This is a genomic window from Amycolatopsis nivea (assembly GCF_004522235.1).
Classification (GTDB): domain Bacteria; phylum Actinomycetota; class Actinomycetes; order Mycobacteriales; family Pseudonocardiaceae; genus Amycolatopsis; species Amycolatopsis nivea.
Genome location: NZ_SDLT01000066.1, coordinates 566 through 24,907 on the forward strand (window position 1 = coordinate 566; position 24,342 = coordinate 24,907).

20 protein-coding genes are annotated in these 24,342 nt (G+C 69.5%); 14 read left to right on the plus strand and 6 right to left on the minus strand.

Going from position 1 to position 24,342, the window contains the following annotated elements:
- The first annotated feature begins 416 nt into the window (after nucleotides 1-416).
- Nucleotides 417-1,535 carry a sensor histidine kinase gene (locus EIZ44_RS42055; RefSeq protein WP_240691561.1) on the plus strand — a complete coding sequence of 373 codons (1,119 nt, stop codon included), beginning with the start codon at nucleotides 417-419 and terminating at the stop codon, nucleotides 1,533-1,535.
- Nucleotides 1,526-2,170 (plus strand): response regulator, encoded by a 645-nt coding sequence (locus tag EIZ44_RS42060; protein ID WP_037807870.1) that lies wholly within the window; start codon nucleotides 1,526-1,528, stop codon nucleotides 2,168-2,170. Before EIZ44_RS42055 ends, EIZ44_RS42060 begins: the two co-directional genes overlap by 10 nt.
- Nucleotide 2,171: 1 nt before the next feature.
- On the opposite strand, the gene EIZ44_RS42065 is transcribed toward EIZ44_RS42060, so the two are convergent.
- On the minus strand, nucleotides 2,172-3,818 hold the full coding sequence (locus EIZ44_RS42065) for a DNA repair helicase XPB (protein ID WP_134734369.1): 1,647 nt from the start codon (nucleotides 3,816-3,818) through the stop codon (nucleotides 2,172-2,174).
- Nucleotides 3,819-3,896: 78 nt separating this feature from the next.
- Between EIZ44_RS42065 and EIZ44_RS42070 the strand changes: the two genes are divergently transcribed.
- Nucleotides 3,897-4,517, plus strand: coding sequence for an LppU/SCO3897 family protein (locus EIZ44_RS42070; protein WP_134734370.1), 621 nt, complete (start codon nucleotides 3,897-3,899; stop codon nucleotides 4,515-4,517).
- Nucleotides 4,518-4,521: 4 nt separating this feature from the next.
- Here the strand turns inward: EIZ44_RS42070 and EIZ44_RS42075 are convergent, their stop codons facing one another.
- Nucleotides 4,522-5,541: an ABC transporter substrate-binding protein gene (locus EIZ44_RS42075; protein WP_134734371.1), complete on the minus strand. Its 1,020-nt coding sequence runs from the start codon at nucleotides 5,539-5,541 to the stop codon at nucleotides 4,522-4,524.
- 136 nt (nucleotides 5,542-5,677) lie between these two features.
- Between EIZ44_RS42075 and EIZ44_RS42080 the strand changes: the two genes are divergently transcribed.
- The 5 genes from EIZ44_RS42080 to EIZ44_RS42100 all read left to right on the plus strand — a co-directional run bounded on the left by EIZ44_RS42080 (nucleotide 5,678) and on the right by EIZ44_RS42100 (nucleotide 13,118).
- The gene (locus tag EIZ44_RS42080) at nucleotides 5,678-8,347 is read left to right on the plus strand and encodes a sensor histidine kinase (protein WP_134734372.1); all 2,670 of its coding nucleotides are present in this window, start codon (nucleotides 5,678-5,680) and stop codon (nucleotides 8,345-8,347) included.
- Nucleotides 8,348-8,350: 3 nt separating this feature from the next.
- Nucleotides 8,351-9,028 carry a copper homeostasis protein CutC gene (locus tag EIZ44_RS42085; protein ID WP_134734373.1) on the plus strand — a complete coding sequence of 226 codons (678 nt, stop codon included), beginning with the start codon at nucleotides 8,351-8,353 and terminating at the stop codon, nucleotides 9,026-9,028.
- A 326-nt stretch (nucleotides 9,029-9,354) separates the two neighbouring features.
- A complete protein-coding gene (locus EIZ44_RS42090; protein ID WP_134734374.1) occupies nucleotides 9,355-10,995 on the plus strand; it encodes a S53 family peptidase in 1,641 nt (546 codons plus the stop codon).
- Nucleotides 10,996-11,096: 101 nt separating this feature from the next.
- Nucleotides 11,097-12,314, plus strand: coding sequence for an acyl-CoA dehydrogenase family protein (locus EIZ44_RS42095; RefSeq protein ID WP_037807851.1), 1,218 nt, complete (start codon nucleotides 11,097-11,099; stop codon nucleotides 12,312-12,314).
- Between the two features lie 87 nt (nucleotides 12,315-12,401).
- The gene (locus tag EIZ44_RS42100) at nucleotides 12,402-13,118 is read left to right on the plus strand and encodes a hypothetical protein (protein WP_199817275.1); all 717 of its coding nucleotides are present in this window, start codon (nucleotides 12,402-12,404) and stop codon (nucleotides 13,116-13,118) included.
- Here EIZ44_RS42100 and EIZ44_RS42105 read toward each other — a convergent pair whose 3' ends face one another.
- The 4 genes from EIZ44_RS42105 to EIZ44_RS42120 are packed head-to-tail and all read right to left on the minus strand — an operon-like array spanning nucleotide 13,119 to nucleotide 16,537.
- Nucleotides 13,119-13,970 carry an ABC transporter ATP-binding protein gene (locus EIZ44_RS42105; protein WP_037807849.1) on the minus strand — a complete coding sequence of 284 codons (852 nt, stop codon included), beginning with the start codon at nucleotides 13,968-13,970 and terminating at the stop codon, nucleotides 13,119-13,121.
- Between the two features lie 14 nt (nucleotides 13,971-13,984).
- The gene (locus EIZ44_RS42110; RefSeq protein ID WP_037807848.1) at nucleotides 13,985-14,809 is read right to left on the minus strand and encodes an ABC transporter permease; all 825 of its coding nucleotides are present in this window, start codon (nucleotides 14,807-14,809) and stop codon (nucleotides 13,985-13,987) included.
- Complete coding sequence (locus EIZ44_RS42115) at nucleotides 14,806-15,573, minus strand: ABC transporter permease (RefSeq protein WP_037807847.1); 768 nt, start codon at nucleotides 15,571-15,573, stop codon at nucleotides 14,806-14,808. The genes EIZ44_RS42110 and EIZ44_RS42115 overlap by 4 nt, the downstream gene beginning before the upstream one ends.
- A gap of 1 nt (nucleotide 15,574) precedes the next feature.
- Entirely contained in the window at nucleotides 15,575-16,537 is a 963-nt protein-coding gene (locus EIZ44_RS42120; RefSeq protein WP_037809278.1) for an ABC transporter substrate-binding protein, read from the minus strand.
- Between the two features lie 701 nt (nucleotides 16,538-17,238).
- Here EIZ44_RS42120 and EIZ44_RS42125 point away from each other — a divergent pair.
- The 6 genes from EIZ44_RS42125 to EIZ44_RS42150 all read left to right on the plus strand — a co-directional run bounded on the left by EIZ44_RS42125 (nucleotide 17,239) and on the right by EIZ44_RS42150 (nucleotide 24,087).
- Complete coding sequence (locus tag EIZ44_RS42125) at nucleotides 17,239-20,319, plus strand: sensor histidine kinase (RefSeq protein WP_205673479.1); 3,081 nt, start codon at nucleotides 17,239-17,241, stop codon at nucleotides 20,317-20,319.
- The gene (locus EIZ44_RS42130; protein WP_369871052.1) at nucleotides 20,316-20,792 is read left to right on the plus strand and encodes a roadblock/LC7 domain-containing protein; all 477 of its coding nucleotides are present in this window, start codon (nucleotides 20,316-20,318) and stop codon (nucleotides 20,790-20,792) included. The genes EIZ44_RS42125 and EIZ44_RS42130 overlap by 4 nt, the downstream gene beginning before the upstream one ends.
- Before the next feature lie 27 nt (nucleotides 20,793-20,819).
- Nucleotides 20,820-21,596: a DUF742 domain-containing protein gene (locus EIZ44_RS42135; protein WP_037807839.1), complete on the plus strand. Its 777-nt coding sequence runs from the start codon at nucleotides 20,820-20,822 to the stop codon at nucleotides 21,594-21,596.
- The gene (locus tag EIZ44_RS42140; protein ID WP_037807836.1) at nucleotides 21,577-22,182 is read left to right on the plus strand and encodes a GTP-binding protein; all 606 of its coding nucleotides are present in this window, start codon (nucleotides 21,577-21,579) and stop codon (nucleotides 22,180-22,182) included. Before EIZ44_RS42135 ends, EIZ44_RS42140 begins: the two co-directional genes overlap by 20 nt.
- 453 nt (nucleotides 22,183-22,635) lie before the next feature.
- Nucleotides 22,636-23,067 (plus strand): roadblock/LC7 domain-containing protein, encoded by a 432-nt coding sequence (locus EIZ44_RS42145; protein ID WP_009083953.1) that lies wholly within the window; start codon nucleotides 22,636-22,638, stop codon nucleotides 23,065-23,067.
- Between the two features lie 3 nt (nucleotides 23,068-23,070).
- Nucleotides 23,071-24,087, plus strand: a complete 1,017-nt coding sequence (locus tag EIZ44_RS42150) for a DUF742 domain-containing protein (protein ID WP_134734376.1) — start codon at nucleotides 23,071-23,073, stop codon at nucleotides 24,085-24,087.
- The last annotated feature ends 255 nt before the right edge of the window (nucleotides 24,088-24,342 follow it).

The window sequence follows — 24,342 nt, forward strand, 5'->3', positions numbered from 1 at the left end:
GGAGTCGGCGGATGTGGCGGGGCTTGGCGAGATGCGGAAGACCGCGGTGGGGTTGGGGTGGAAAGTCGACGAGTTCGGTCGCGGGAGGTGGGGCAGGCGGGGTTCGGAGACCGCGGTGGGGTCGGCGTGGAAGAGCAGCGACTTCGTCTGCGGGAGGCGGGGAATGTGGCTGGGCAGGCGGAGTTGGAAGAACGCGGTTGGGCCGGGTGGAGGGGGCAACGCGCTCGGCCGTGGGAGGCGGGGGAATGTGGTGGGGCAGGCGGGGTTCGAAGACCGCAGCGGGTCGGGGTGGAAGGGCAACGAGTCCGAGGGAGACGGGGAATGTGCCCCGACAGGGCGGGCCGAGAACCGAGGACCAGGCGAAATGCGGAAAACCGCAGTGCCCCGCCCCCAGCAGGCTGGCTAGCCTGGGCGACGTGAACAGACTGCGCCGTACAGCAGGTGTCGGCCTAGGTGCGCTGACGGCGCTCATCGAGCTCCCGTACCTGGTACTCGCCGCACCGCTCCTTGTCATCCCCGCGGCACGGCAGCGGGTCTTCCGCGGCGCGCGCGGGCTCGCCGAAATAGAACGCGCCCGTCTGAAGCGGTTCTTCGACGCCAGCAACGGCGACGATTACGACGGTCGCCGCGCTCTCCAGTACCTCCTCCCGCGCAGCTTGACCGGGCTTCTCGCGCTGGGAGTGTGGGTGTGCGTCGGCGCGGGGGTCGCGGCGGGGGCGTTCTACTTCGTCCAACTCGTCACCGGGCGGGCTCCTGGCGGTGCGGGCGACGGGAAACTTCTGGACTGGCTCCCCGTAGTGGCCCTCGGCGCGATCGGGGTATTCCTTTGTGGACAGGGGCTGATCGGCGTAGCCGCGCTCGATCGGCGGTTGGCGCGGCGGTTTTTCGGGCCCAGCAGTCAAGAACTGTTGCGGCGCAGGGTGTCTGAGCTGGCGACCACGCGGAGTGAAGTGGTCGAGGCAGTCAACGAGGAGCGTCGCCGGATCGAGCGGGATTTGCATGACGGAGTGCAGCAAAGGCTGGTCGCGTTGGGAGTGCTGCTCGGCCGGGCTCGTCGGGCGGACGACCCGCAGCGGTCGGCTGAGCTGGTCCGCCAGGCGCATGAGGAATCGCAGGAAGCGTTGAGAGAGCTGCGAGAGGTTAGCTGGCGTGTGTACCCGATCGCGCTCGACGAGAGTGGTCTTGAGGCTGCGTTGGAGTCTCTGGCTGAGCGGGCCACGATCCCGGTCGACCTTCGTTACGCGATTGACGAGCCCTCGCCGGAATTGGCGACGGTGGTCTACTTCGTGGCGTCAGAGTCGGTCACCAATGCGGCTAAGCATGCCAACGCTAATAAGGTCACGATCGACGTCCGGCGGCAAGAAAACAGGCTGGAAGCAGAGATCACGGACGATGGTTGCGGCGGCGCACAGGTAGGCGAGAGTGGCGGGTTGTCTGGGCTGGCGAGACGAGTGGCAGCAATGGATGGCGATTTTTCCGTACAGAGTCCCGAAAACGGGCCGACCACAGTGCGGGTGACGTTGCCGTGCGAGTGATTCTGGCTGAGGACGCGACCTTGCTCAGGGAAGGTCTCGTACGGCTGCTGGCGGAGGAAGGCCACGACGTGGTGGCTGCGGTCGGCGATGGAGAAAAGCTCCTCGAAGCGACCGCCGAACACCAACCCGACATCGTCGTCACCGATGTTCGCATGCCGCCGACCCACACGGACGAAGGGTTGCGTGCCGCGCTGGAAATCCGTGAACGCTGGCCGGACACCGGTGTGCTCGTGTTGTCCCAGTACGTCGAGAAACGCTACGCGGCCAAGCTGATCGGCGGCGACGGCGGACGCGTCGGGTACCTGCTCAAGGACAGGGTCGCCCAGGTCGGCGACTTTCTCGACGCGCTGGACCGGGTCGCGGCCGGTGGTGCGGCCTTCGATCCGGAGGTGGTGCGCAGGCTGGTCGCCCGCACGTCGCACGAGGACGCGCTCGCCCGGCTGACTCCGCGCGAGCGCGACGTGCTGGAGAAAATGGCGCAGGGCCACACGAACGCGAGCATCGCCACGCTGCTGTACATCTCGCAGAGCGCCGTGGAGAAGCACGCGAATGCGATCTTCGACAAGCTCGACCTGCCGCAGGCAAAGGGTTACAGCCGGCGCGTGCTGGCCGTTCTCCGTTACCTCGGTTCGTGATTCACAGCGGTCGGCGCAGGTCCTCCGCATCGACGATGTGGTACGCGTAGCCCTGTTCGGCCAGGAAACGCTGCCGGTGTGCGGCGTACTCAGTGTCCACTGTGTCCCGCGAGACGATCGAGTAGAAGTGCGCCTGCCGTCCGTCGCCCTTCGGGCGCAGGAGTCGGCCGAGGCGTTGCGCTTCCTCCTGCCGCGAACCGAAAGTGCCCGAAACCTGGATCGCCACCGACGCTTCCGGCAGGTCGATCGAGAAGTTCGCGACCTTCGACACCACGAGCGTGCGCAGTTCGCCGCGGCGGAACTTGTCGAACAGTTCCTCTCGCTCCTTGTTCTTCGTCGCACCCTGGATGACCGGGGCCTCCAGTTCCGCGCCCAGCATCTCCAGTTGGTCGAGGTACGCGCCGATCACCAGGGTCGGCTCGCCGGCGTGCTTGTCCACAATGGACCGGATCACCGGGATCTTCGTCATCGCCGTCGCCGCGAGCTTGTACCGCTCGTCGGAGTCCGCGGTGGCGTACTGCAGACGCTCGGACTCGGTCAGGGTCACCCGCACCTCGGTGCATTCCGCAGGTGCGATCCAGCCCTGCGCCTCGATGTCGCGCCACGGCACGTCGTACCGCTTCGGGCCGATCAGCGAGAACACGTCGCCCTCGCGGCCGTCCTCGCGCACCAGCGTGGCGGTGAGCCCGAGCCGCCGCCGCGACTGCAGGTCCGCGGTCATCCGGAACACCGGCGCGGGCAGCAGGTGCACCTCGTCGTAGACGACCAGGCCCCAGTCGCGCGAATCGAACAACTCCAGGTGCCGGTACTCGCCCTTGGTCTTGCGCGTGACCACCTGGTACGTCGCGATGGTGACCGGCCGGATCTCCTTCTTCTCCCCGGAGTACTCGCCGATCTCGTCCTCGGTGAGCGACGTGCGCGCGACCAGTTCGCGCTTCCACTGCCGACCGGCGACGGTGTTGGTGACCAGGATCAGCGTGGTCGCCTTGGCGTGCGCCATCGCGGCCGCGCCGACCAGCGTCTTGCCCGCGCCGCACGGCAGCACGACGACGCCGGAACCGCCCGCCCAGAACGCTTCCGCCGCCTTCCGCTGGTAGTCGCGCAGGTGCCAGTCGGCCTCGGCGAGATCGATCGGGTGCGCTTCGCCGTCCACGTACCCGGCGAGGTCCTCGGCCGGCCAGCCGACCTTCAGCAGTGCCTGCTTGAGCCGCCCGCGTTCGGACGGGTGCACGATCACCGTGTCGTCGTCGATCCGCGAGCCCAGCATCGGGCTGATCTTCTTGTGGCGCGAGACCTCTTCCAGCACCGCGCGGTCGGTCGTGGTCATGACCAGGCCGTGCGCCGGGTGGTTGGCGATCTGCAGCCGCCCGAACCGGCCCATCACGTCCACGACGTCGATCAAGAGCGGCTGCGGCACCGGGAACCGCGAGTACGTGGTGAGCGCGTCCACCACCTGCTCCGCGTCGTGCCCGGCGGCGCGCGCGTTCCACAACGCGAGCGGCGTGATCCGGTAGGTGTGCACGTGTTCGGGTGCTCGTTCCAGTTCGGCGAACGGCGCGATCGCGATCCGCGCGTCGTCGGCACGCGGATTGTCGACCTCGAGCAGCACGGTTTTGTCGGACTGGACGATCAGGGGGCCATCAGTCACCTCTCCTTTATACGTTCCCTCCCGGACCGCGGCCCGGGGATGCCAAGATGGCGGGACGAAGCCGCGGGAGGGGACCCAGTGACCACACCACCGTTCGGCACGCCGCCGGCCGCGAACCCGTACCAGCCGCTCCCGCAGCAGCCGGTCCAGGGCGGCCCGAAGCGGGTGTCGGGCAAGCAGAAGGGGCTCTTCGCCGCACTCGTCGTCGTGGCGCTCGGGCTCGGCACGCTCGGCGCGTTCGGGTTCGCCGCGGTCGTGCGCTCGGCGGGACCGCCGGTCGCGGGCAGCTGCCTGTACCTCACTTCGCTGGGCTCGAGGACGCAGACCTACACCGGGGCGGACTGCTCCGACCGGGCCGCCACCTACCGCGTCGACACCGTCTCGAAGGGCCGGTCCTCCTGTCGCGGCGAGGACTACGTGCCGTTCGAGCTGTACTCGTCGGCGCGCAGCACCACCAGCAGGCCGACCCAGACGCTGTGCCTCGCGTTGAACGTCGCGTCCGGCGAGTGCGTCCGCGACGTTTCGGACGAGTCGAAGGTCGGCAAGGTCGCCTGCGACGACCCCAAGGCGGAAGCGCGGGCGGTCGTGCACGACGGCGCGAAGTCGGCGTCGAGCTGCGGCGAGAAGGACTTGTCGCTGGTGTACGCGGGACCGCCGGTGCGGACGATTTGCCTGCAGCCGACCGGGGCGAGCATCTAGCGCCTCACAAGGCGTTCGGGAGCATCGCCGCCACGTCGAGCCGGTTCGCCAACTGCCCGGAGCTGTGCATCAGGTCGGCTACGCGCTGCAGCCGGGTCGCCGACAGCGTGGTCGGGTAGCTGCCGAGCGAGATCAGCGCGGCGGTGGTCTGGTCGATGTCGGAGAACGAGGGCAGCGCGTCGCGCACCTTCGCCGAGTCGGACGCGGCGAGCTGGGTCTGGGTGAGGACGTTGCGGAACGCGGTCAGCGTGCGCGGGTTCGAGGCGGCGAACTGGCCGGTCGCGGCGTAGCCCGACGCCGGGAAGTCCAGCGTCGCGCCGGTCGAACCGTCGGCGAGGACCTGCGCGCCCAGTTCCTTCTCCGCGCGGGTGATGTACGGCTCGACCATCAGTGCCGCGTCCGCGTCGCCGGACTGCAGCGCGGCGGGCATCTGCCCGAACGGCCGGGTCACGAACTCGATCTTCGACTTGTCGACGCCTGCCGTGCCGAGGACCGCCCGCGCGGTGAGCGCGCCGATGTCGTCGGGCGAGTCGACGGCGATCTTCGGCGACTTCTTCGCGGTCGGTTCGGAGTAGTCGGAACCGGGCAATGTGACGAGCGCGATAGTCGTGCGGCCGAAGGTGTACGCCTCGCCCTGCAATTGCAGCGCGGTGCCGGACCCGGCGGCGCGGAACAGCGACACGTCGCTGCCGAACGTCACATCTATCTGTCCGGACTTCAGTTTCTCGACGCCGTCGCTGTCGCCGAGTTCCACCAGTTGGACGTTCAGCCCGGCCTGGCGGAACTTTCCCGCGGCGACGGCGATCCGCAGCGGGGCGGTGTCGATCGGGCTCGCGACGCCGACCCGCAGCGTCGCGCGTTCCGGCGGTTGCGCTTGTCCGGTGTCACTGGATCCGAACACGGAGCAGCCGCTGAGTGCGAACAACGTCGCCACCAGCGCAAACCTCAGACCGGTCGCTTTCACTCGCCATCCCCTGCCGGGAGAATCTCTGCCTCGTGCTGGATCGTATGGGCCGCTGCCCATACGATCGCCCGCAGGGCCGTGCCCCCGCCAGGGTGGCTTCCCGATCTTTTCGCCGGCAACTACCGAGCGGTAGTTTCCGGCTGGAGCCCGATGACGTCCGTGGGCAGAGGTCCCCGCGGTGGAAAAGGAAGCACAGGTGACCCGTCGCGACGACCGTCCCCGTTCGGGTGACGCGACGGATCCGGCTGCCTCGCGCCCGGTCGGCGGCGGGTGGCGGCTGCGGAACTGGCGGCTGCGCACCAAGCTCTTCGTCGTCCTGCTGATCCCGGCGCTCGCCGTGGTCGTGCTGGTCGGCCTCCGGGTCAACAGCGACCTGCGCGACGCCCGCCAGCTCGCCGAGTTCGCCGCTCGCTGCCGGATCGACTCGACGGTCGCCGAGGTCGTGCACCAGTTGCAGCGCGAACGCGACGTCACGGTGCGGTTCGTCGCGGGCGACCGCAAGGGGGCCACCGACGTCCTCGTGGGCCAGCGCACCCGCGTCGACCTGGCGATCGGCGCGTTCGAGCGGTCGCTCGCCGACAGCAAATCGCGGCTCGACGAATCCGCGGCGGGCGATCTGCAGCAGAGCGACGACCGGCTGCGAGTGCTGGGCGGCCTTCGGTATTCGGCTGAACACTCCGCGTATCCGGCGGACGCGGTGCTCCGTTCCTACAGCGAGCTGATCTCCGGCCTGCTCGACATCAGCGACACCGCTGCGGCCGACGTCACCGAACCCGACCTGGCCCGGCTGCGGCTCGCCGGGAACGCGCTCGCGCGGATCAAGGATCAGATGTCGGTCAAGCGCGCGATCATGTCCGAGGCGATCGCGCAGGGCACGCTCAACCGGGACCGGACGCGCGCGCTGCTCGGCGCGGAAGCCGAACTGGCCGCCGCGCGCAGCGACTACCGCACCTTCGCGACCCCGGACGAGCAGCGGATGTACTCGGACACGGTGATCGGCATCGTGGTCGACATCGGCAACGACATGGTCGAGTCGGCGCTCACGCGCACGGAGAACAACCAGCCGCTGTCCGGTCTGGACGCGGACCAGTGGGACACCGCGTCGACGTACACGGTCAATCTCGCCCACCAGGTGCAGCAGGCGCTGCTCGTCCAGCTTCAGGAGAAAACGGACGCGCGGGCCGCCAGCGCCCGCGCCTCGACGATCTGGGACGGCGGAATCGTCATCGGCGTCCTGTTGGTCGCCGGTGTTCTGTCGGTGGTGATCGCGCGCTCGCTGCTGCGGCCGTTGCGGATCCTGCGCCGCACCGCGCTGGAGGTCGCCGACCACCGGCTGCCCGAGGCGGTGCAGCGGCTGCTCACCGAGCCCGACCCGGCTCCGGAGAACCTGCGGCACCGGGCGGCGGTCGCGCCGGTGCCCATCTTCACCCGCGAGGAAGTCGGGCAGGTCGCGCGCGCGTTCGACGCGGTGCACGGCGAGGCGGTCCGGCTGGCCGCCGAGCAGGCGATGCTGCGCGAGAACGTGAACGCGATGTTCGTCAACCTGTCGCAGCGCAGCCAGGACCTGGTGGAGCGGCAGCTGTCCGTGCTCGACCGGATGGAGGCGGGCGAACAGGACCCGGAGACCCTCGGCGGGCTGTTCGAACTCGACCACCTCGCCACCCGGATGCGGCGCAACAGCGAGAACCTCCTGGTGCTGTCCGGCACCGACCTGGTGCGCGAGGACACCGGACCGGTGGTGGCCGACGAGATCATCGGGGCCGCACTGTCCGAAGTGGAGGATTACCAGCGGATCGAGATCGGCCCGGCCCCCGCGCTCGCGGTGCGCGGCGACGCGGTCAACGACCTGGTGCACGTAGTGTCCGAGCTGCTGGAGAACGCCACCCGGTACTCCGGGCCGCAGACGGCGGTCACCGTGGAGAGCGCGCGGACGGCCGACGGCGCGTGGCGGATCGAGATCACCGACCGCGGCGCGGGCATGCCGCAGGCGGAGATCGACCGCACCAACGCGCGGCTGGCGCATCCGCCGGAGGTCGACGTCGAGGTGTCGCGCCGGATGGGCCTGTTCGTGGTCGCCACGCTGGCCGAACGGCACGCCATCGCGGTGCGGTTGAGCCCGGCCGAGGGACGCGGGCTCACCGCGACGGTCGTCGTCCCGGCCGCGTTGATCACCGAGGCCCCGCCGCTGCCGCAGCCGCCCGCGCCGGTCGAACCGGAACCCGCGCCCGAGCCGGAACTGCTGGCCCCGCTCGCGCCGCTGGCCCCGGCCGAGGAGCCGGAGGAGCCCGCCGAACTGGTCGCGCCGACCCTCGACGACGCCGGTCCGCTGCGGCGCGCGCCGGTGGTCGAGGAGGCTCCGTCGTGGCCCGGCCCGGCGTCGCGGTCGCATCTGGAGATCGACGCGCCGACGGACCGGATGCCTGCTTATCGCGACGTGCTGTCGCGCTGGTTCGACCTCTCGGCACCGCCGGAGGAGCCGGTCGCGCCGGAGCCGCGGGTGGTCGCGCCGATGCCGGAGGTCCCCGCCTTCGAACCCGAGCCCGAGCACGCCTACGAGGAGCCGCCGGAGTTCCCGACGGAAGACCCGGACGAGGCGGCCCCCGAATGGCCGGCGCCCGCGCACGCCGAACAACCGGAGTGGCCGTCGCCGGAGCACCTGGAACAAGAGGACGGGGCCGAGGACACCTGGCCGTTCCTGCGGGTCGCCGACGTGGCGGACGGCCCCGCCGCGGAGCCGGAGCCGCGGCCGATACTCTCGCTTTCCCCCGACGCGGTGCGCGCCCGGATGACGAGCCTGCAAGGCGGCTTCCGGCGCGGCAGGCACGCCAGGGGGGAAGACACCCCGCCACTGGATCGAAACGGATGAGGCATGAGTTCGAACACCGCCCTGCTGGAAGTGATCGCGCTGGGCTGCCACGACGCGGAGCGGGCGCAGGAGGGCGGAGCGGACCGGCTCGAACTCGTCTCCGACATGGCCAGCGACGGGCTCACCCCGAGCGAGGCGACGGTGCGCGAGGTGCTCGCGGCCACTGATTTGCCGGTGCGCGTGATGCTGCGCGCGGAGAACACTTTCGACGCGCGCGCCATCGACGAGCTGTGCGCTTCGGCGGCCCGGCTGGTGTCCGCGGGTGCGCAGGAGTTCGTGTTCGGGTTCCTGACCGAGGAGGGCGAGGTCGACGCCGACGCGTGCCGCGCGTTGCTGAAGGAGATCGACGGGCGGCCGTGGACGTTCCACCGCGCCATCGACCGCTCGCGCAACCCGATCGCCGCGTACGACGTGCTGGCCGAGCTCGGCTGCGACACCGTGCTGGCGGCGGGCCACACGAACGGTGTCGCGAGTGGACTGTCGGTGCTGCAGCAGCTGGCGCGGCGCACCGACGGTCCCGCGCTGTTGGTCGGCGGCGGCTTGCGGGCGCAGCAGGTGCATTTGCTGCGGGCTGGCGGCGTGCGCGGCTTCCACGTCGGCGGCGCGGTGCGTCCGTCCGGTTGGGACGCTCCGGTGGACGCGGCCGCCGTGCGCGAGTGGGCCGAACTCGTCAAAGGCTGACGCTCCGCTCCACTGCGGAAGGGAACCTCGCCGGGAATTCCAATTCCGGCAAGGTTCCCTTTTTTGCTTGACGAGCACAGCGCGCGTGTGTGCGCAAGGGGTCCGGATTGCCCGGGGGTTCCGCATTCCGACGGCCGATGGTTTCCGGATGCGGCGGGACATCGCGGCGGGAATCAGTCATAAATCGTGCAAGTGGAAAACAAACCAACCGCGTTAAGGTCAGCCAAAAGTAGGTTTCTTTGTTTCGAGCGGTTTTTTAGGGTCGGGGATACGGGTCGGTACCGCGATTTAGCCGGCCCGGTCCCCGCCTCTCGAGAGGAATTCTCATGCGCTTGCGCAAGCTCGTCGCCGCCGCGGTTCCGCTGCCGGCGTTGCTGTGCCTGTCCGTGGCCGGCGTCGCGAACGCCGATCCGCTGGTCGCCCTTTCCGGCAACGCCGCACCGCTCGCCGCCAGCGCGCGGTCCGGTGACGTCGCCGCTGAGCAGCAGATTCCCGCCGCCCTGTCCCTGAAACTGCACAACCAGCAGGCGCTGGCCCGCTTCCTCGCCGACGTGCAGGACCCGGCCTCGCCGCAGTACCACCGATTCCTCTCTCCGGAGCAATTCACTGCTGCGTTCGGCCCAACCCAAGCCGAAGCCGATCAGGCGGTGAATTTCCTCAAGCGCAGCGGTGCGCAGGGTATTGAGGTTTCCGGAAACCGCCAGGCGATCACCTTCTCGGCAACTGCCGGACAGCTGGAATCCGCCTTCCATACGCGCATCGGCAATTACACCGACACCGTCACCGGCCGGAAGTTCTACGCCAACGACTCCGCGCCGGAATTGCCCGCTTCGGTGTCCTCGGTGGTCGATTCGGTCGTCGGCCTCGACAATCACGCGGTGAAGCACCACGCGAAGCCCACGCAGGCGCCGCGCACGGTCAAGCCGGTGACGCCGAGCATCCTCAAAACCGCGTACGGCACCAGCGGCATGTCCGCCACCGGCGCGGGCGTGAATGTCGGTTTCGTGGAGTTCGACGGCTACAAGAAGTCCGACATCACCGCGTATGACACCAAGTACGGCCTCAAGGGCGGTTCGGTCAGCACGGTGTCGGTCAACGGAGCCAACTACGACTCGAGCCCCGGCGGCGGCCAGACCGAGGTCGACCTGGACATCGAGGTCGTGCACGCGCTCGCCGCCCCGGCGAACGACTACGTGTACGAGGCCCCGAACTCCAACGCGGGCGAGCTGGCGATGTACCAGAAGATCGCGTCGGACAAGAAGGTCAGCGTCGTCTCGATCTCGTGGGGCTCCTGCGAGGCGGCGGAAGGCTCGGCCGCGGCCAACAGCGTCGACAAGGCGCTCGCGACCGGCACCGCCGAGGGCATCAGCTACTTCGCCGCCGCGGGCGACGACGGCACCACCGACTGCGCCCGCCAGACCGGCAGCAAGGCCCAGGCGGTGGACTTCCCGGCGTCGAGCCCGAACGTCTCCGGCGTCGGCGGCACGCAGCTGACGGTGAACTCGTCGAACGGCTACAGCAGCGAGACGACGTGGAACGACGGTGCTTCCGGCGGAGCGGGCGGCGGCGGCATCTCGACGATCTTCGCCGCGCCGTCGTGGCAGTCCAAGCAGAGCACGACCAAGCGCAAGGTCCCGGACGTCGCCGGGGACGCCGCGCAGGGTTCGGCGTACACGATCATCTCCGGCGGACAGACCGGGAACGTGTGGGGCACCTCGGGCGCGGCTCCGCTGTGGGCGGGCTTCGCCGCGCTGCAGAACGAGGTCCACAAGGGCGGCCTCGGCAACCTGAACGCGAAGTTCTACAGCATCGGCAACGGTTCCTCGTACGGTTCCGGTTTCCACGACGTGACGACCGGCAACAACACCTTCAACGGCACCACCGGCTTCTCGGCAGGCAAGGGCTATGACCAGACGACCGGCTGGGGCTCGTTCAACGGCTCCGGACTGTCCAAACTGATCGGCTGAGCGCACCGCACGGGAGCGCCTGTCCTGGGGTCCACCCGGGACAGGCGCTCCCGTGCGTTCGGCCGATTGACCAAGATCCGGGACGCTGTTTTGATGGCCGGGTGCAGCCTCTCCTGACGCCGAAGCAGCAGGCCCTCGTCGACCGTGCCGCCAAGCTCGCGGACATTTTCGCCGAGCGCGCGGCCGAGCACGACCGGGAAAACACGTTCCCGCACGAGAATTACGACGACCTGCGGGAAGCTGGCTTCCTCCGGCTGTCCGTTCCGGAGGAACTCGGCGGTTCGGGGGCCGGGCTGCCGGAAATCCTGCCGGTGCTGGAACGGCTCGCGATGGGCGACGGCGCGACCGCGCTGGCGTTCACGATGCACCTGTCCCCGCTGGGACAGTGGGCGAGCGTCTGGCGGCGCACGAAGGCGCCCCGGCTGGCGGAACTGCTGCGCAAAGCGGTGGACGGCGAACTGGTCTGGGCGTCGATCACCAGCGAAACGGGCCTGCGCAACGACATGACGGACGCGAAGACCCGCGCGGTCCGCGTCGAAGGCGGCTTCGAACTGTCCGGTCGCAAGAGCTTCGCGACCAACTCGGCGGTCGCCACGCACTGCTCCACCACCGCCCGCTACGAGGACGCCGACGGCGGCCCGCGGCTGCTGCTGTGCCAGATCGCGCTGGACGCGCCGGGCGTCACGGTCCACCAGACGTGGAACACGATGGGCATGCGCGGCACCCAGAGCAACGACGTCGAACTGGACAAGGTGTTCGTCGAGGACGCCGCGGTCGTGCACTCGCTGCCGGTGAAACACCTCGACTCGCGGGTGCTGGAAACCGTCTGGGCGTGGGCGATGCCCGCGTTCTCGGCGGTCTACACCGGAATCGCGGCCGGCGCGCTCGACTGGACCGTGCGAACGCTGGTCCAGCGCGGCAAGGCCGAGGACCCGGTGCTGCAGGACGTGATCGGCGAATGCCAGATCCTGCTGGAAAGCTCCCGCGCGCTGATCTACCGCCAGGCCGACGAGGTGACGAGCCGCCGCCTGTTTACCGGCGACATCCAGGACGGCGTGGCCCGCAGTGCGATCGTGAAGTACACGGCGGCGAACAACGCGGTCCAGGTGATGCAGCGGCTGGTCGACGCGCTGGGCGGCATGTCCTACACGAAGGCGCTGCCGTTCGAGCGCATGTGGCGGGACGTGCAGGCGAGCACGTTCATGCCGATGGGCAACCTGGCGACCCGCAAACTGGTCGGGGCGAACGTGCTGGGCGTGCGGACGCTGCCGGAGATCGGCCCGGACGAGACCGGACCGGATTCCCGCGCCAAGGGCTGAACGGGTGAACCCGGCCGGAACCGGGTGAGTTCTCGCTGCTCAGGGACTATCTTGATCGCTTCTTGGTGTCCAGGGGAGGGACAGCGAGTGGCGAAGCAGAAATTCCGCACGCTCAAGGACGGGCGAGTAGTCCCGATCAACGAGGGCGGCGGGGCGAAGGTGTTCGTGGCCGGAGTGGCGGTCGTCGCCGCTGTCGGAGGCGGCACGGCGGCCGGGATCGGCGGTTCCGCGAGCGTGGGATCCGGGGCCGCCGCGGAGGCGCTGCCGGGAAACCTCGCCGGGGACGTCGCGGATTCCCTGCCCGGCCGCAGTCTCGAGACGCGCAAAGCCGAGGGCAAGAAGTCCGCGAAGCGCGGCCGCAAGGACGAAACCTTCAGCCGGTTCAAGCTCAAACAGCTCAAGCAAGCGGCGAAACACGAGATCGACTGCCTGCTGAACTCCACCGACCGCGTCCGGGATTACCTCGCGGAGCACCGCTGCACCTCATTGGACCGCAACCTCTTCGCCGTGGGCGACGGTCACGGCAACGCCGCGGTGATTTCCGTTGCCCGCGTGGGATTTCCGAAGAAGAGCGACGCCGAAGGCTGCGAGAAGGTCGAAGAGGTGCAGGGCAGCGGGGACGTCAAACCCCTTGGCGCTGCCCTGCTCGGCCTCGACGGCGTGAAGTTCTCCGGCCACCACTTCCAGTCCAGAGTGGACGGTCGGGCGATGGTGGTCGCCGAAACGGAAACCGTTGCCGGACACGTAGATCCCGGCACCCTCGACGCGCTGGCCGACGTCTCGGTGTGGTTCCCGAAGCTGTGACTACTTCTTCTCCGGAACGACAGCGGCCTCGGAAGCAGCGGCCTCCGCCGCCTCCTGCTCCGCCAGGTCGGCCGCCGCCTGCACGGCCGGACCGTGCAGCAGCCGGGCCACTTCACCGCGCAGCGAAACGAATTCCGCCGATTCCCGCGTCGTGATCTGGTCCCGCTGAGCGGGCAGGTCCACCTTGAGATCCGCCACGATCCGCGCCGGCGACTTCGACAGCACCAGCACCCGGTCGCCGAGGTACACGCTCTCGTCGATGTCGTGCGTCACCAGCAACACCGTCGTGCCCTGTTCGACCTGGACGCGGCGCAGCAGGTCTTCCAGTTCGAACCGCGTCTGCGCGTCCACCGACGCGAACGGTTCGTCCATCAGCAGCAGCGCCGGACGGCTCGCCAGCGCGCGGGCGATCGACACCCGCTGCTGCATGCCGCCCGAAAGCTGCCACGGGTACTTGTTCACCGCGGCCGAAAGTCCGACCGCCTCGAGCGCTTCGGCGGCCCGGGCACGCCGGGTCGCCTTGTCGAGTTTGCTCCAGCGCAGCGGGAATTCCACGTTCTTCGCGACCGACAGCCACGGGAACAGGGAGCGGCTGTAGTCCTGGAACACCACGGCGAGATCGTCCGGCACCGAGGTGACGCGGTCGCCGTGCAGGCTCACCGTGCCCGCGCTCGGCGGGATCAGGCCGGCGATCGCGCGCAGCAGGGTGGACTTGCCGCAGCCGGACGGGCCGACGATGCACGCCAGCTGCCCGGTCTCCACCGTGAACGACAGTTCGTTGACCGCGACGTGCGCGGACTCGCCGCTGCCGTAGCGGTGGCTGAGGCCGGAGACCTCGAGCATGGTCGACATAACGGGAAACCTTCCTAGTTCCGGCCGGGCTGCCAGCCGAGCACCCGGCGTTCGATGCCGAGCAGCGCGGCGTTGAACCCGTACCCGAGGATGCCCAGCAGCACGATCCACGCCCACATCTGGTCGAAGTCGTACGAACGCTGGGCGGCGAGCAGCGCGTAGCCGATGCCGTTGAGCGCCCCCACCAGTTCGGAGATCGCCATCAGGATCAGCGCGATCGAAAGCGACACCCGAAGCCCGGCGAAGATCTTCGGCAGCGCCGAGGGCAGCACGACCAGCCCGATCCAGTACCGCTTCGGCGTCCGGAACGCGCGAGCCGTCTCGACCTTGACCTTGTCGACCGAGCGGACCCCGTCCACTGTGTTCATCAGCACCGGCCACAGCGAGCTGAAGATGATCGTCGCGGTCTGCATGCCCGGCCCGATGCCGAACAGGATGATGAACACCGGCACGAGCGCGGGCGGCGGAATGGCGCGGAAGAACGCGAAAAGCGGTCCCACGTAATCCATCCCGGTGCGCGAGCGGCCCAGCGCGGTGCCGAGCACGACGCCGATCACCACCGCCAGCAGCCAGCCGCCGAGCAGCCTGCCGAGGCTCGGCAGGATGTGGTCGAACACCGGCTCGCCGAGGAACAGGTGCGAGGCCGGGCCGGAGAACCACAGTTTCGCGGCCGCGGCGGCGATCTTCGACGGCGGCGGGAAGAACACGTTTTCGCTCAGCTGCGCCGCGATCTCCCACAGCACCACCAGAATCGCGAACAGCAGCCACTTGCGGGCGAACCCGCTGAGCCCGCGGCTCATCCGGCGCGTGACGGTGGAGGGTTTTTCGACCACACTCACGCGGCGGCTCCTTCGACAGCGTTGCTCCAGCGGAACAGCCGGTTGCCCAGCCGTTCCAGGCCCTCGTTCACGAGGAAGCCGAGCAGCCCGGCGACCACGGTCCCGGCGAGCACCAGGTCCATCCGGCCCGGTCCGGAACTGGCTTCGAGCACGAACTGCCCGATGCCGAGTTTCGCCCCGGCCAGGAATTCCGTGCTGATCACCAGGATCAGCGAAATCGCCGCGGACAACCGGATCCCGGTGAACACGAACGGCGCGGCGTGCGGCAGTGCGACCGAGGTCAGCACCCGCGAACGCGGAGTTCCGTACGTGCGCGCGGTTTCCAGCAGCAGCGGGTCGATCTCGGCCAGCGCGTAAATGGTGTTGAAGAGAATCGGCCACACCGCCGCGTACACGGCGAGGGTGATCTTCGCTTCCGGGCCGCCGCCGACGACGATCAGCACCAGCGGAATCAGTGCCACGGAAGGAATCGGCCGCAGGAATTCGACGATCGCCTTGGTCGCGTCGCGCAGCCAGCGGACGCTGCCGAGCAGCAGGCCGGCCGGGACCGCGATGGCGATCGAGATGAGCAGCGCGATCAGCCACGCGAGCACGGAGGCGACCACGTCGCGGACGAATTCGACGTCGCCGAACAGTTCGCCGATCCGGGCGAACACCACGGTCGGCGGGGGAAGGTCGTTCTGGTCGATCAGACCGGCCCGCACGACGGCCTCCCAGATCAGGAGGAAGCCGAGCAGGCCGGTCAGGTTCCGGACGAGGCGCACGTCAGGACGCGTTCGCCTGCGGGACGATCATCGACTGCACGTCGATCTTCGACTGGATGGAACCGAACTGCTGCAGCAGGTCCGGCACCCGCTGGATGCGCCGGGCGTCCAAAGTGGACTGGAAGGTCAGCAGGTTCGTGATCTTCGCGGTCGCCTCGTCCACCTTCGAGAACTGGATCATCAGCGGCTCGATCTTGGAGCGGTCGGCCGATTCCTTGGTGGCGCGCAGCATCGCGCGCTGGAACGCGGCGACCGTCTTCGGGTTCGCGTCGGTGAACTTGCCGAGCGAGCCGTAGCCCGCGGTCGGGAAGTCCTTGGTGCCGCCGGAAGCGGTGTCGATGACCTCGACCGTCCCGTTGACCTTCGCCGACTGCGTGATGAACGGCTCGGTCAGGAAGCCCGCGTCGATGTCGCCGCGCTTGACCGCGGGGCCGATGTCCGGGAACCGCAGCGAAACCCACTTCACGTCGGTGAAGCTCACGCCGTTGTCGCGCATGACCGACTTGGTCAGCGTGTCGCAAATCGTGTTGGTGGCGGTGATCCCGATCCGCTTGCCCGCCAGGTCGTGCACGTTCTTGATGTTGCTGTTCGGCATCGCCACGACTTCGGTGCTCTTCGGGCCCGCCGAGGAGGCGTCGGCGACGAGCTTGATGTCCGCGGCGCCCTTGCTCTTGGCGATGAAGAACGGCGTGTAGCTCGCGTAGGCGATGTCGACCTCGCCCGCCTGCAGCTTCTGCAGTGACGCGTCACCGCTGGCGGCGTCGACGGCTTCGACCTCGAGTCCCTCGTTCTTGAAGTAGCCGTTCTGGACCGCGAGGTGGAAAGGCACCACGTCGATCGTCGGCATGATCGAGACCTTGATCTTGGCCTTCTCGACCCCGGAGCCGCCCTTCGCGCTGCCCGAATCGTCCGATCCGCCCAGCAGGCCGCATCCGCTGGCAGTCAAGGCAACGCCGCCCGCCATAGCGAGCGACAGGAACCCGCGCCTGCCGTAGTCGCGCCGGCTGCTCACCGCTTCATCAAACAAGGTCGCTCCTAGCACATGGGCCCGCGTCTGGCATGGACGCGGGGGGAAGGTGGCTCATTGTCCGGAGTCACGCGGCTACTGTAGAGAACCAGGACGATCACTCACAATGGGTGTTCATATACGATTCAGAAGTGGTGCTGGTCACTCGATCAGGTGATCGAATCCGCTGGTATGTCGGGGTATGTGAACGACCCGTGGGTGCCCGATGGGCCTTGATCCGCTGCCTGGGTGCTCTCCGGGCAACTTCTGGAGGGTTACAAATGGGCCAGGCGTTCGCTACCCTCTGCTCCGGCAATGTGAGGTGTGGACCACCGATGTAGTGAGAGCCCGGACTTGGGAAAAGGGCTCTCCGCGTACTCCGGCGACGAGCCGGTGGGGGGTGGCCTCGGCCGAACGGACTAAGAGATCGACCACGTGCGGGGACCGAACGTCATGTCAGACCTGAACCGATTCCGCGCCCGAGGCGACGGGCAGCCGCACCGCGAAGTTGATCTTTTCACTCGAAAGGGTGTAACAGTCCGGGACGCGGTCCAGACCACTCAGGTGGCGGATTACCTGCCGGGAGCGTGCGCGTAGTGGCCACGAGCACGGCAGGTTCGGAATCAACGGGCCCCTCGGGCCCGGACGGTGGTGCGGCGGTGCCGAACGAAGACACCGCGGGGGCAGGGGAGGCCTCCGCTCAGGAGAACGCGGGGACCGCGCAGCAGCGGTCCTGGCTCGCGCTCGGCAACTGGCGATTGCGGTCGAAGCTCGCGCTCATTCTCCTCATCCCCACGATCACCGCGCTGGTGCTCGGCGTGCTGCGCGTGGTCGACGACGTGCGGTCGGCGGTCGACCTCAACCACACCGCCAACCAGGTCGCCTTCGCCGAGAAGGTCACCGCGGTCGTGCACGACCTGCAGCGCGAGCGCGCGCTGGCGGTGGTCCGGATCTCGTCGGCGGACCCGCTGCGCCAGACCGGCCTCGACGCGCAGATGGCGAAGGTCGACCGCGACGTCGACGACCTGCGCAACGCCGCGGTCAACCTCGACAACGACGACCAGGCGGCCAGCGACCGCTACGCGCACGGCCTCCAGCGCCTCGACGCGCTGCGCCCGCTGCGCGCGGCGATGACCACCTCGGCCTACTCCGACCGCGCGGTGCTCGACACCTACTCTTCGGTGCTCGACTCGCTGATCCAGCTCGGCCGCGAGGTCTCCACCGCGACCACCAACCGCGACCTGCTCCGCCTCGGCACGAGCACGCAGTCGATCAGCGAGGCGAAGGAGTTCATCCTCCGCGGCGATTCCGCGCTGCAGATCGCCGCGTTCCGCGACGGCTTCCCCGGCAACCTGATCGACGAGACCCGGGCCGCCGAGGCCAGCGGCGACGCGTCGATCACCGCGTTCCTCGCCAACGCCACTGGCGACCAGGTCCAGCTCTACAACGACACCTACTCCGGACCCGAGGTCGACGAGCGTCGGCGTTTGCAGACACAGGCGTTCTCCTTCGCCCAGCAGAGCCAGCCGCTCAACCTCGACGGCACCAAGCTCGGCCAGGACTCCACCGTCGCCGCCGACAAACTGCGCGCGGTCGAGGTCAACCTGCTGACCCAGCTGCGCGCCCAGGCCGACGAACTGGCCAGCAACGCGGTGCGTTCGGCGTGGGTCGGCGGGGTCATCGTCCTCGCCGCGCTGGTCGCCGCGCTGATGCTGATGCTCGTCATCGCCCGGCTGATGCTGCGCCCGCTGCGGGTGCTGCGGAAGACCGCGCTGGACGTCGCCTACACCCGGCTGCCGGAAACCGTGCAGGCGATCCTGGACGACCCGGACCCGGTCAACGCCTCGAAGAAGGCGGTCGACCCGGTCCCGGTCCTCACCCGCGACGAGATCGGCGAAGTGGCGCGCTCGTTCGACGTGGTCCACGAGCAGGCGGTCAAGATGGCCGCCGAACAGGCGCTGCTGCGCGAGAACGTCAACGGCATCTTCGTGAACCTCTCCCGGCGGTCGCAGCGGCTGGTGGAACGCCAGCTCGGCGTCATCGACCGGCTCGAGGCCGACGAGCAGGACCCGGACCATCTCGCGAGCCTGTTCGAGCTCGACCACCTGGCGACCCGGTTGCGCCGGAACGGCGAATCGCTGCTGGTGCTTTCGGGCGCGGGCCTCGCGAAGTCGGTGCCCAAGCCGGTGCCGGCGGCCGACGTGATTGGCGCGGCCGTGTCGGAGATCGAGCAGTACGCCCGCATCGAGATCGGGATCGTGCCCGAGGTCGCGGTGCAGGGCCTCGCGATCCACGACCTCGTGCACGTGCTCGCGGAACTGCTCGACAACGCGACCTACTTCTCCGAACCGGAAACCAAGATCACCGTCCGCGCGGTCATCACGCGCAAGAAGGCGCTGGCGATCCAGGTCACCGACCACGGCGTCGGGATGAGCGAGGAGCGCCTCGCCGAGGTCAACGAGCGCCTCGCCGACCCGCCGGACCTGGACGTGTCGGTGACAAGGCGGATGGGTCTGTACGTGGTCGCGCGGCTGGCCCAGCGGCACGGCATCGAGGTGCGGCTGCGCGAGAACGAGGACATCGAGGGCGGCGTGATCGCCCGCGTCGTGGTCCCGGTCGAGCTGCTCACCCAGGTCCGGACGGTTCCGCCGGCGTTGCGGAACACCCCGCCGCCGCCGAACCGCAACGAGGTCTCGCACCCGAGCCTTCCGCCGCTGAACCGCGAGCCGGAACCGTCGAACCCGCTTCCGCTCTCGCCGCCGCCCGCGGCCGCGGAGCTGACCGAGGCGATGGGCTCGACCGGCTCCGGCGCGGCGTCCGACAACGGCGGACTGGTCCCGCTCGACCAGCCGATCAGCCTCGACGACCTCGTCGCGGGCAACCGCGCGGCCGGTCCGTTCCTCAGCCCGGCGACGCCCGCCTCGGAAGCCCCGGCGTGGCCGACCGCGGAAGACCTCGCGCCGCTCACTCGCGAGTCGTACGGCGAGGGCGCGAGCCTGGCGCAGACCGAATTCCCGCCGCTGGTGCTGCCGAAGCGGGAGCCGAAGTACGTCGCTCCGGAAGCGCCGAAGGAGCAGCCGCCCGCCGAGCCGGACGGTTCCGCCGCGCTCGAGGACGACGTGCCGACCCGGCGGCTGCCGATCTACCAGTCGGTGCTGTCGCGCTGGTTCAGCGAGGGCGAGGACAGCGAGCCCGGCACCGGAACGGCGCAGTCCGCCGCGTCGGAGCCGGAGCCGGAAGCCGCCGAGGCTCCCGCCGCCGAGCCGCGGGAGCGGGACGAGACTCCGGCCGAGCCGGTGCGGCAGCAGGCGAGCGAACCGCTCGAGTCGACGCCGCTCTACCCCGGTTCCGACGAGCCGGAGGACGACAGCTGGCACAGCGTCTCCGACGAGGGATGGCAGGCGGCGCAGTCGCTGCTCGAATCCAAGAACGAGGAGATCACGCCCGCCGGGCTGCCCAAACGCGTGCCCAACGCGTACCTGGTCCCCGGCTCGATCGGCAACGCGCCGGAACCGGCGCAGCAGAACTCGTTCACGGACGCGACCACCGGAATGCCCGGAACGGGTGCGATCACCCGCTCGGCGACGGCTGCCCGCAGCCGGATGGCAAGCTTCCAGCGTGGGTACAAGTCCGGAAGGCACGCACTGAAGGAGCGGCCGCCGGACGCCCGGCTCGACGACGACGGGGTTCGCGTCACCGGGGCCGGGTATGTGAGCGACAGCAGTGAGGAGCGAGAGTGACACGGGCGGGAGTGCAGCCGGGAGGCGGCTCGGTGCAGCCGAACGGCAGGCAGGCCGGCGGCAGCGCGGCGAGCAGCTTCGCGTGGCTGATCACGGACTTCGTCCACCGGGTGCCCGGTGCGGCGCACGCGGTGGTCGTCTCGGCCGACGGTCTGCTGCTCGCGTCTTCGCGCGGGCTGCCGAAGGACCGGGCGGACCAGCTGGCGGCCGTCGCCTCGGGGCTGACCAGCCTCGCGCGCGGTGCGGCGAAGGTGTTCGAGGGCGGCCCGGTCGCGCAGACCGTGGTCGAGATGGCGAACGGATTTCTCTTCCTGATGTCGGTGTCCGACGGCTCGTGCCTCGCGGTGCTGGGTTCGCCGGAAAGCGACATCGGCTTGGTGGTGTACGAGATGACTCTGCTGGTCGAACGGGTCGGCCAGCAGCTGACACCGGAGATGCGGGCACAACTGCAGGGCGCTGCGGTCCGTCGCTAGGCGGACCTAGGACTACAGGAGTAAACCGTGGACGACGGGCGCTTGCGCGGCGATGGCCGGCTCGGTGACGAGCACACCGGGGGCTGGGGCGATCGGGACCAGAGCCGGGAGGACTGGAAGTCCTTCCGGGACCGGGTCGACCGCGAATGGCGTTCGAGGGACGTCCAAGCCGCGGATTCCGAGCCGGTGCGCGAACCGCCGAACTGGCTGACCGATTCCAACGCCGGGCAGCAGCCGGGCATCACCGCGGTGCCCGGGTACCGCGAGCGGCTGCTCGGCGGCCCCGGTTCGGAGCTGTTCGGCGGGGCGAGCGGACCGCTGTACGACTCGGCCGAGTTCGCCGCGTTCAGCGCCGAACGCGACGGGTCGCCGGGACCCTCGAGCTTCCCGTCGAACGGATTGGCCGCCGCGCTGCCGATGCAAGCGGCGGGCGAATACGTGGACGAGCCCGCCGAGGTGGAGACCTCCGGGCTGGTCCGGCCTTACTTCCGCACCCGCGGACGCACGAAGCCGACCTACGACCTCGCGATCGAGGCGTTGGTGTCGACGAGCGAACAGGGCAGGGTGCTCGACCGCGTCCGCGTGCCGGAGCACCGGTCGATCTGCGACCTGTGCCTCGACACCCGGTCGGTCGCCGAGGTGGCCGCGCTCCTGCGGCTTCCGCTCGGCGTGGTGCGGGTGCTGATTGGTGACGTGGCGGGCCTCGGCCTGGTGCTCGTGCACACGAGCAGCAGCACGAATTCGGGCGACCGCCCCAGTATCGAGTTCATGGAAAGGGTGCTCAGTGGGCTTCGGAGAATTTGACTCCGACGCGAACACACCGCAGACGGGTCCGACCTCGTCGGCCAAGATCGTGGTCGCGGGTGGGTTCGGTTCGGGCAAGACGACTCTGGTCGGGGCGATCTCCGAGATCGACCCGCTGACCACCGAGGCCATGATGACCGAGGCCAGCGTGGGCCACGACGACGTGTCGGCCACGCCGAACAAGTCGACCACCACGGTGGCCATGGACTTCGGCCGGATCTCGCTCGACTCCGACCTGGTGCTGTACGTGTTCGGCACGCCGGGCCAGCACCGGTTCTGGTTCATGTGGGACGACCTCGCCGTCGGCGCGATCGGCGCGGTCGTGCTGGTGGACACGCGCAGGCTCGCGGACGCGTTCCCGTCGATCGACTTCTTCGAGAACCGGAAGCTGCCCTACGTCGTGGCGATCAACTGCTTCGACCGGCTGCTGCACCACCAGATCGAGGACGTGCGGCACGCGCTCACCATCTCGCCGTCGGTCCCGATCATGGCGTGCGACGCGCGCGAGCGGGACTCGGCGAAGCAGGTGCTGATCTCGGTCGTGCAGCACGCGATCGCGCACGACACGGCTTTACGGGCGGGCTAGTCCCGTTCGCGGTCCCCGCCGCCGTCTGCGAAGGAGGCTTGCGCCGACTCCCAGATTCCCGTTACACCCCGGCTCGGGTGCGGCCGTTGGAGTGAACTCCACGGGCTTCACCCGCTTCGGGGAGTGGTGCCTCCGAGCGGGGCAGCTGAGTAGTCCTGTCCCGCTCGCGGCCGAGGCCGGCCGCCCCTGATCGGGGCGTCGGACCGGCGGTGACCTGCACGGACATCCCGCTGCGCACGGTGGCCGCCGCCACCACCGAGTGACCCGCGAATGCGTGGTTGTGCATGCGTTCGCGCGGCGTTACATCCGGCAGACACGTACCGTGCCCGGGCACACGCTCGACACGACCGGGTGCGTGAATACGCTGGAACGACGACTTCACCGCGGCCGGGCGAGGATGGCCCGAGGGCGGCGAACGGGCGTCCGGCAGCGTTCGAGGAGCTTGGAGGGGCAGTGACCGATTCCGACCGGCCAGCGGACCAGGGCACGTTCAGCTGGCTGATCTCGGATTTCGTGCGCCGGGTCCCGGGTGCGGCGCACGCGGTGCTGGTGTCGGCGGACGGACTGATGCTCGCGCCTTCGGAGGGCTTGCCACAGGAACGCGCCGAGCAGCTCTCGGCGGTGGCGTCCGGGCTGATCAGCCTGACCCAGGGCGCGGCGCGGTGCTTCGAGGCGGGCGGCGTGAACCAGACCGTGGTCGAGATGGAACGCGGGTACCTGTTCCTGATGTCGGTCTCGGACGGGTCCTGCCTGGCCGTGCTGGCCGCGCCGACGTGTGACATCGGGACAGTCGCGTACGAGATGACCCTGCTGGTCGAGCGGGTCGGCGAGCAGATCACGCCGGAACTGCGCGCGCAGCTGCAGGGCGGCGGGGTGCTGGGGTAGCCGATGAAGATCTCGGGTTTCGGAGACCAGGACACGGGCGCCTGGGACGCCCTCCACAAAGGCACGGAACGGGAGTCGTTCGACTCGCCGAGCCGGTACGACATGAGTTCGCTGAGCCTCCGGCTGCCGCATCGGCAGCCTCGGGCCACGCCTCCGCCGCCTGCTTCGCGGCACGCCCAGCCGCCTGCCCGGCGTCCGGAGCCCGCGCCTCGCCCGGCTCCCGCGCCGGTCGCGCCGCGCCCGGTGCAGCAGGCGGTGGCCCCGCCGCCCGCTCCGGTACCGGCTCCGGTGCAGGAGGAGAGCTGGGACGACGGCTACGAATGGGTCGAGGACGGCGAATCCGGTTACTGGGAAGAGCCGCGGCCGAACCACCGGTGGGAAGAGCCCCAGCAGCAGCGCTGGGAGGAACCGCCGCCCCCGCCGAGCCGTCCCGCGGCGCACGACCCGTACTCGTTCGACGAGTACGCCGGTTCGCCCGGCCCGGACGACCGCGTGGTCCCGGAAGGCTCGGCGTACCAGCGCCAGCACGTCGAACAGGCCACCCGCAGCAGGCACGCGCTGGCCGAAGAGCCCCCGGCGGAGGAGCGGTACTCCGACCCCGGCCCGGCTTCCGGAGTGTCCGAATTGGACCGGTTCTGGTCCGAAGAGGAGCCCGCGCAGCCCGAGCCGCCCGTACAACCGACGAAGTCGCGGGTGCGGCCGTACGCGCGGACCCGCGGCCGTACTCACTCAGACCACAACCTGGCGCTGGAGGCTCTGGTCTCCACCAGTGACGAGGGCCGCCGCTACCGCGGAGTGCGCTCGATCGAGCACCGGCGGATCTGCGATCTGTGCCTGGACACCCGGTCGGTCGCGGAGATCGCCGCGCACCTGCACCTGCCGCTCGGCGTGGTGAAGGTCCTGGTGGGGGACATGGCGGACATCGGGCTGGTCATGCTGCACCAGACCGACCTGGTGCTGGGCGACCGTTCGTCGAGGGAGTTCATGGAGCGGGTGCTGCAGGGGCTGCGCAACCTCTGACCGCGCTCACGGCGCATTGTCTCCGCTGATGTTGTGCTGGTGCGCTCATGCTGTGGTGGCGCGCCAACGTCGCGCTGCCTCCGCTCCGCCTCGCCCTCCCCCCTGACCCTGCCCCGCCTTGCCTTGCCCGCCTTGCCCGACCCTGCCTTGCCCTGCTCGCTCGCGTCCGGACTGCCCCAGCCGAAACCGCCCCAATGTGGCATTGGGTGCGTGGGATGCACCGAACGCCACATTGGGTGCGCACGATGCACCGAA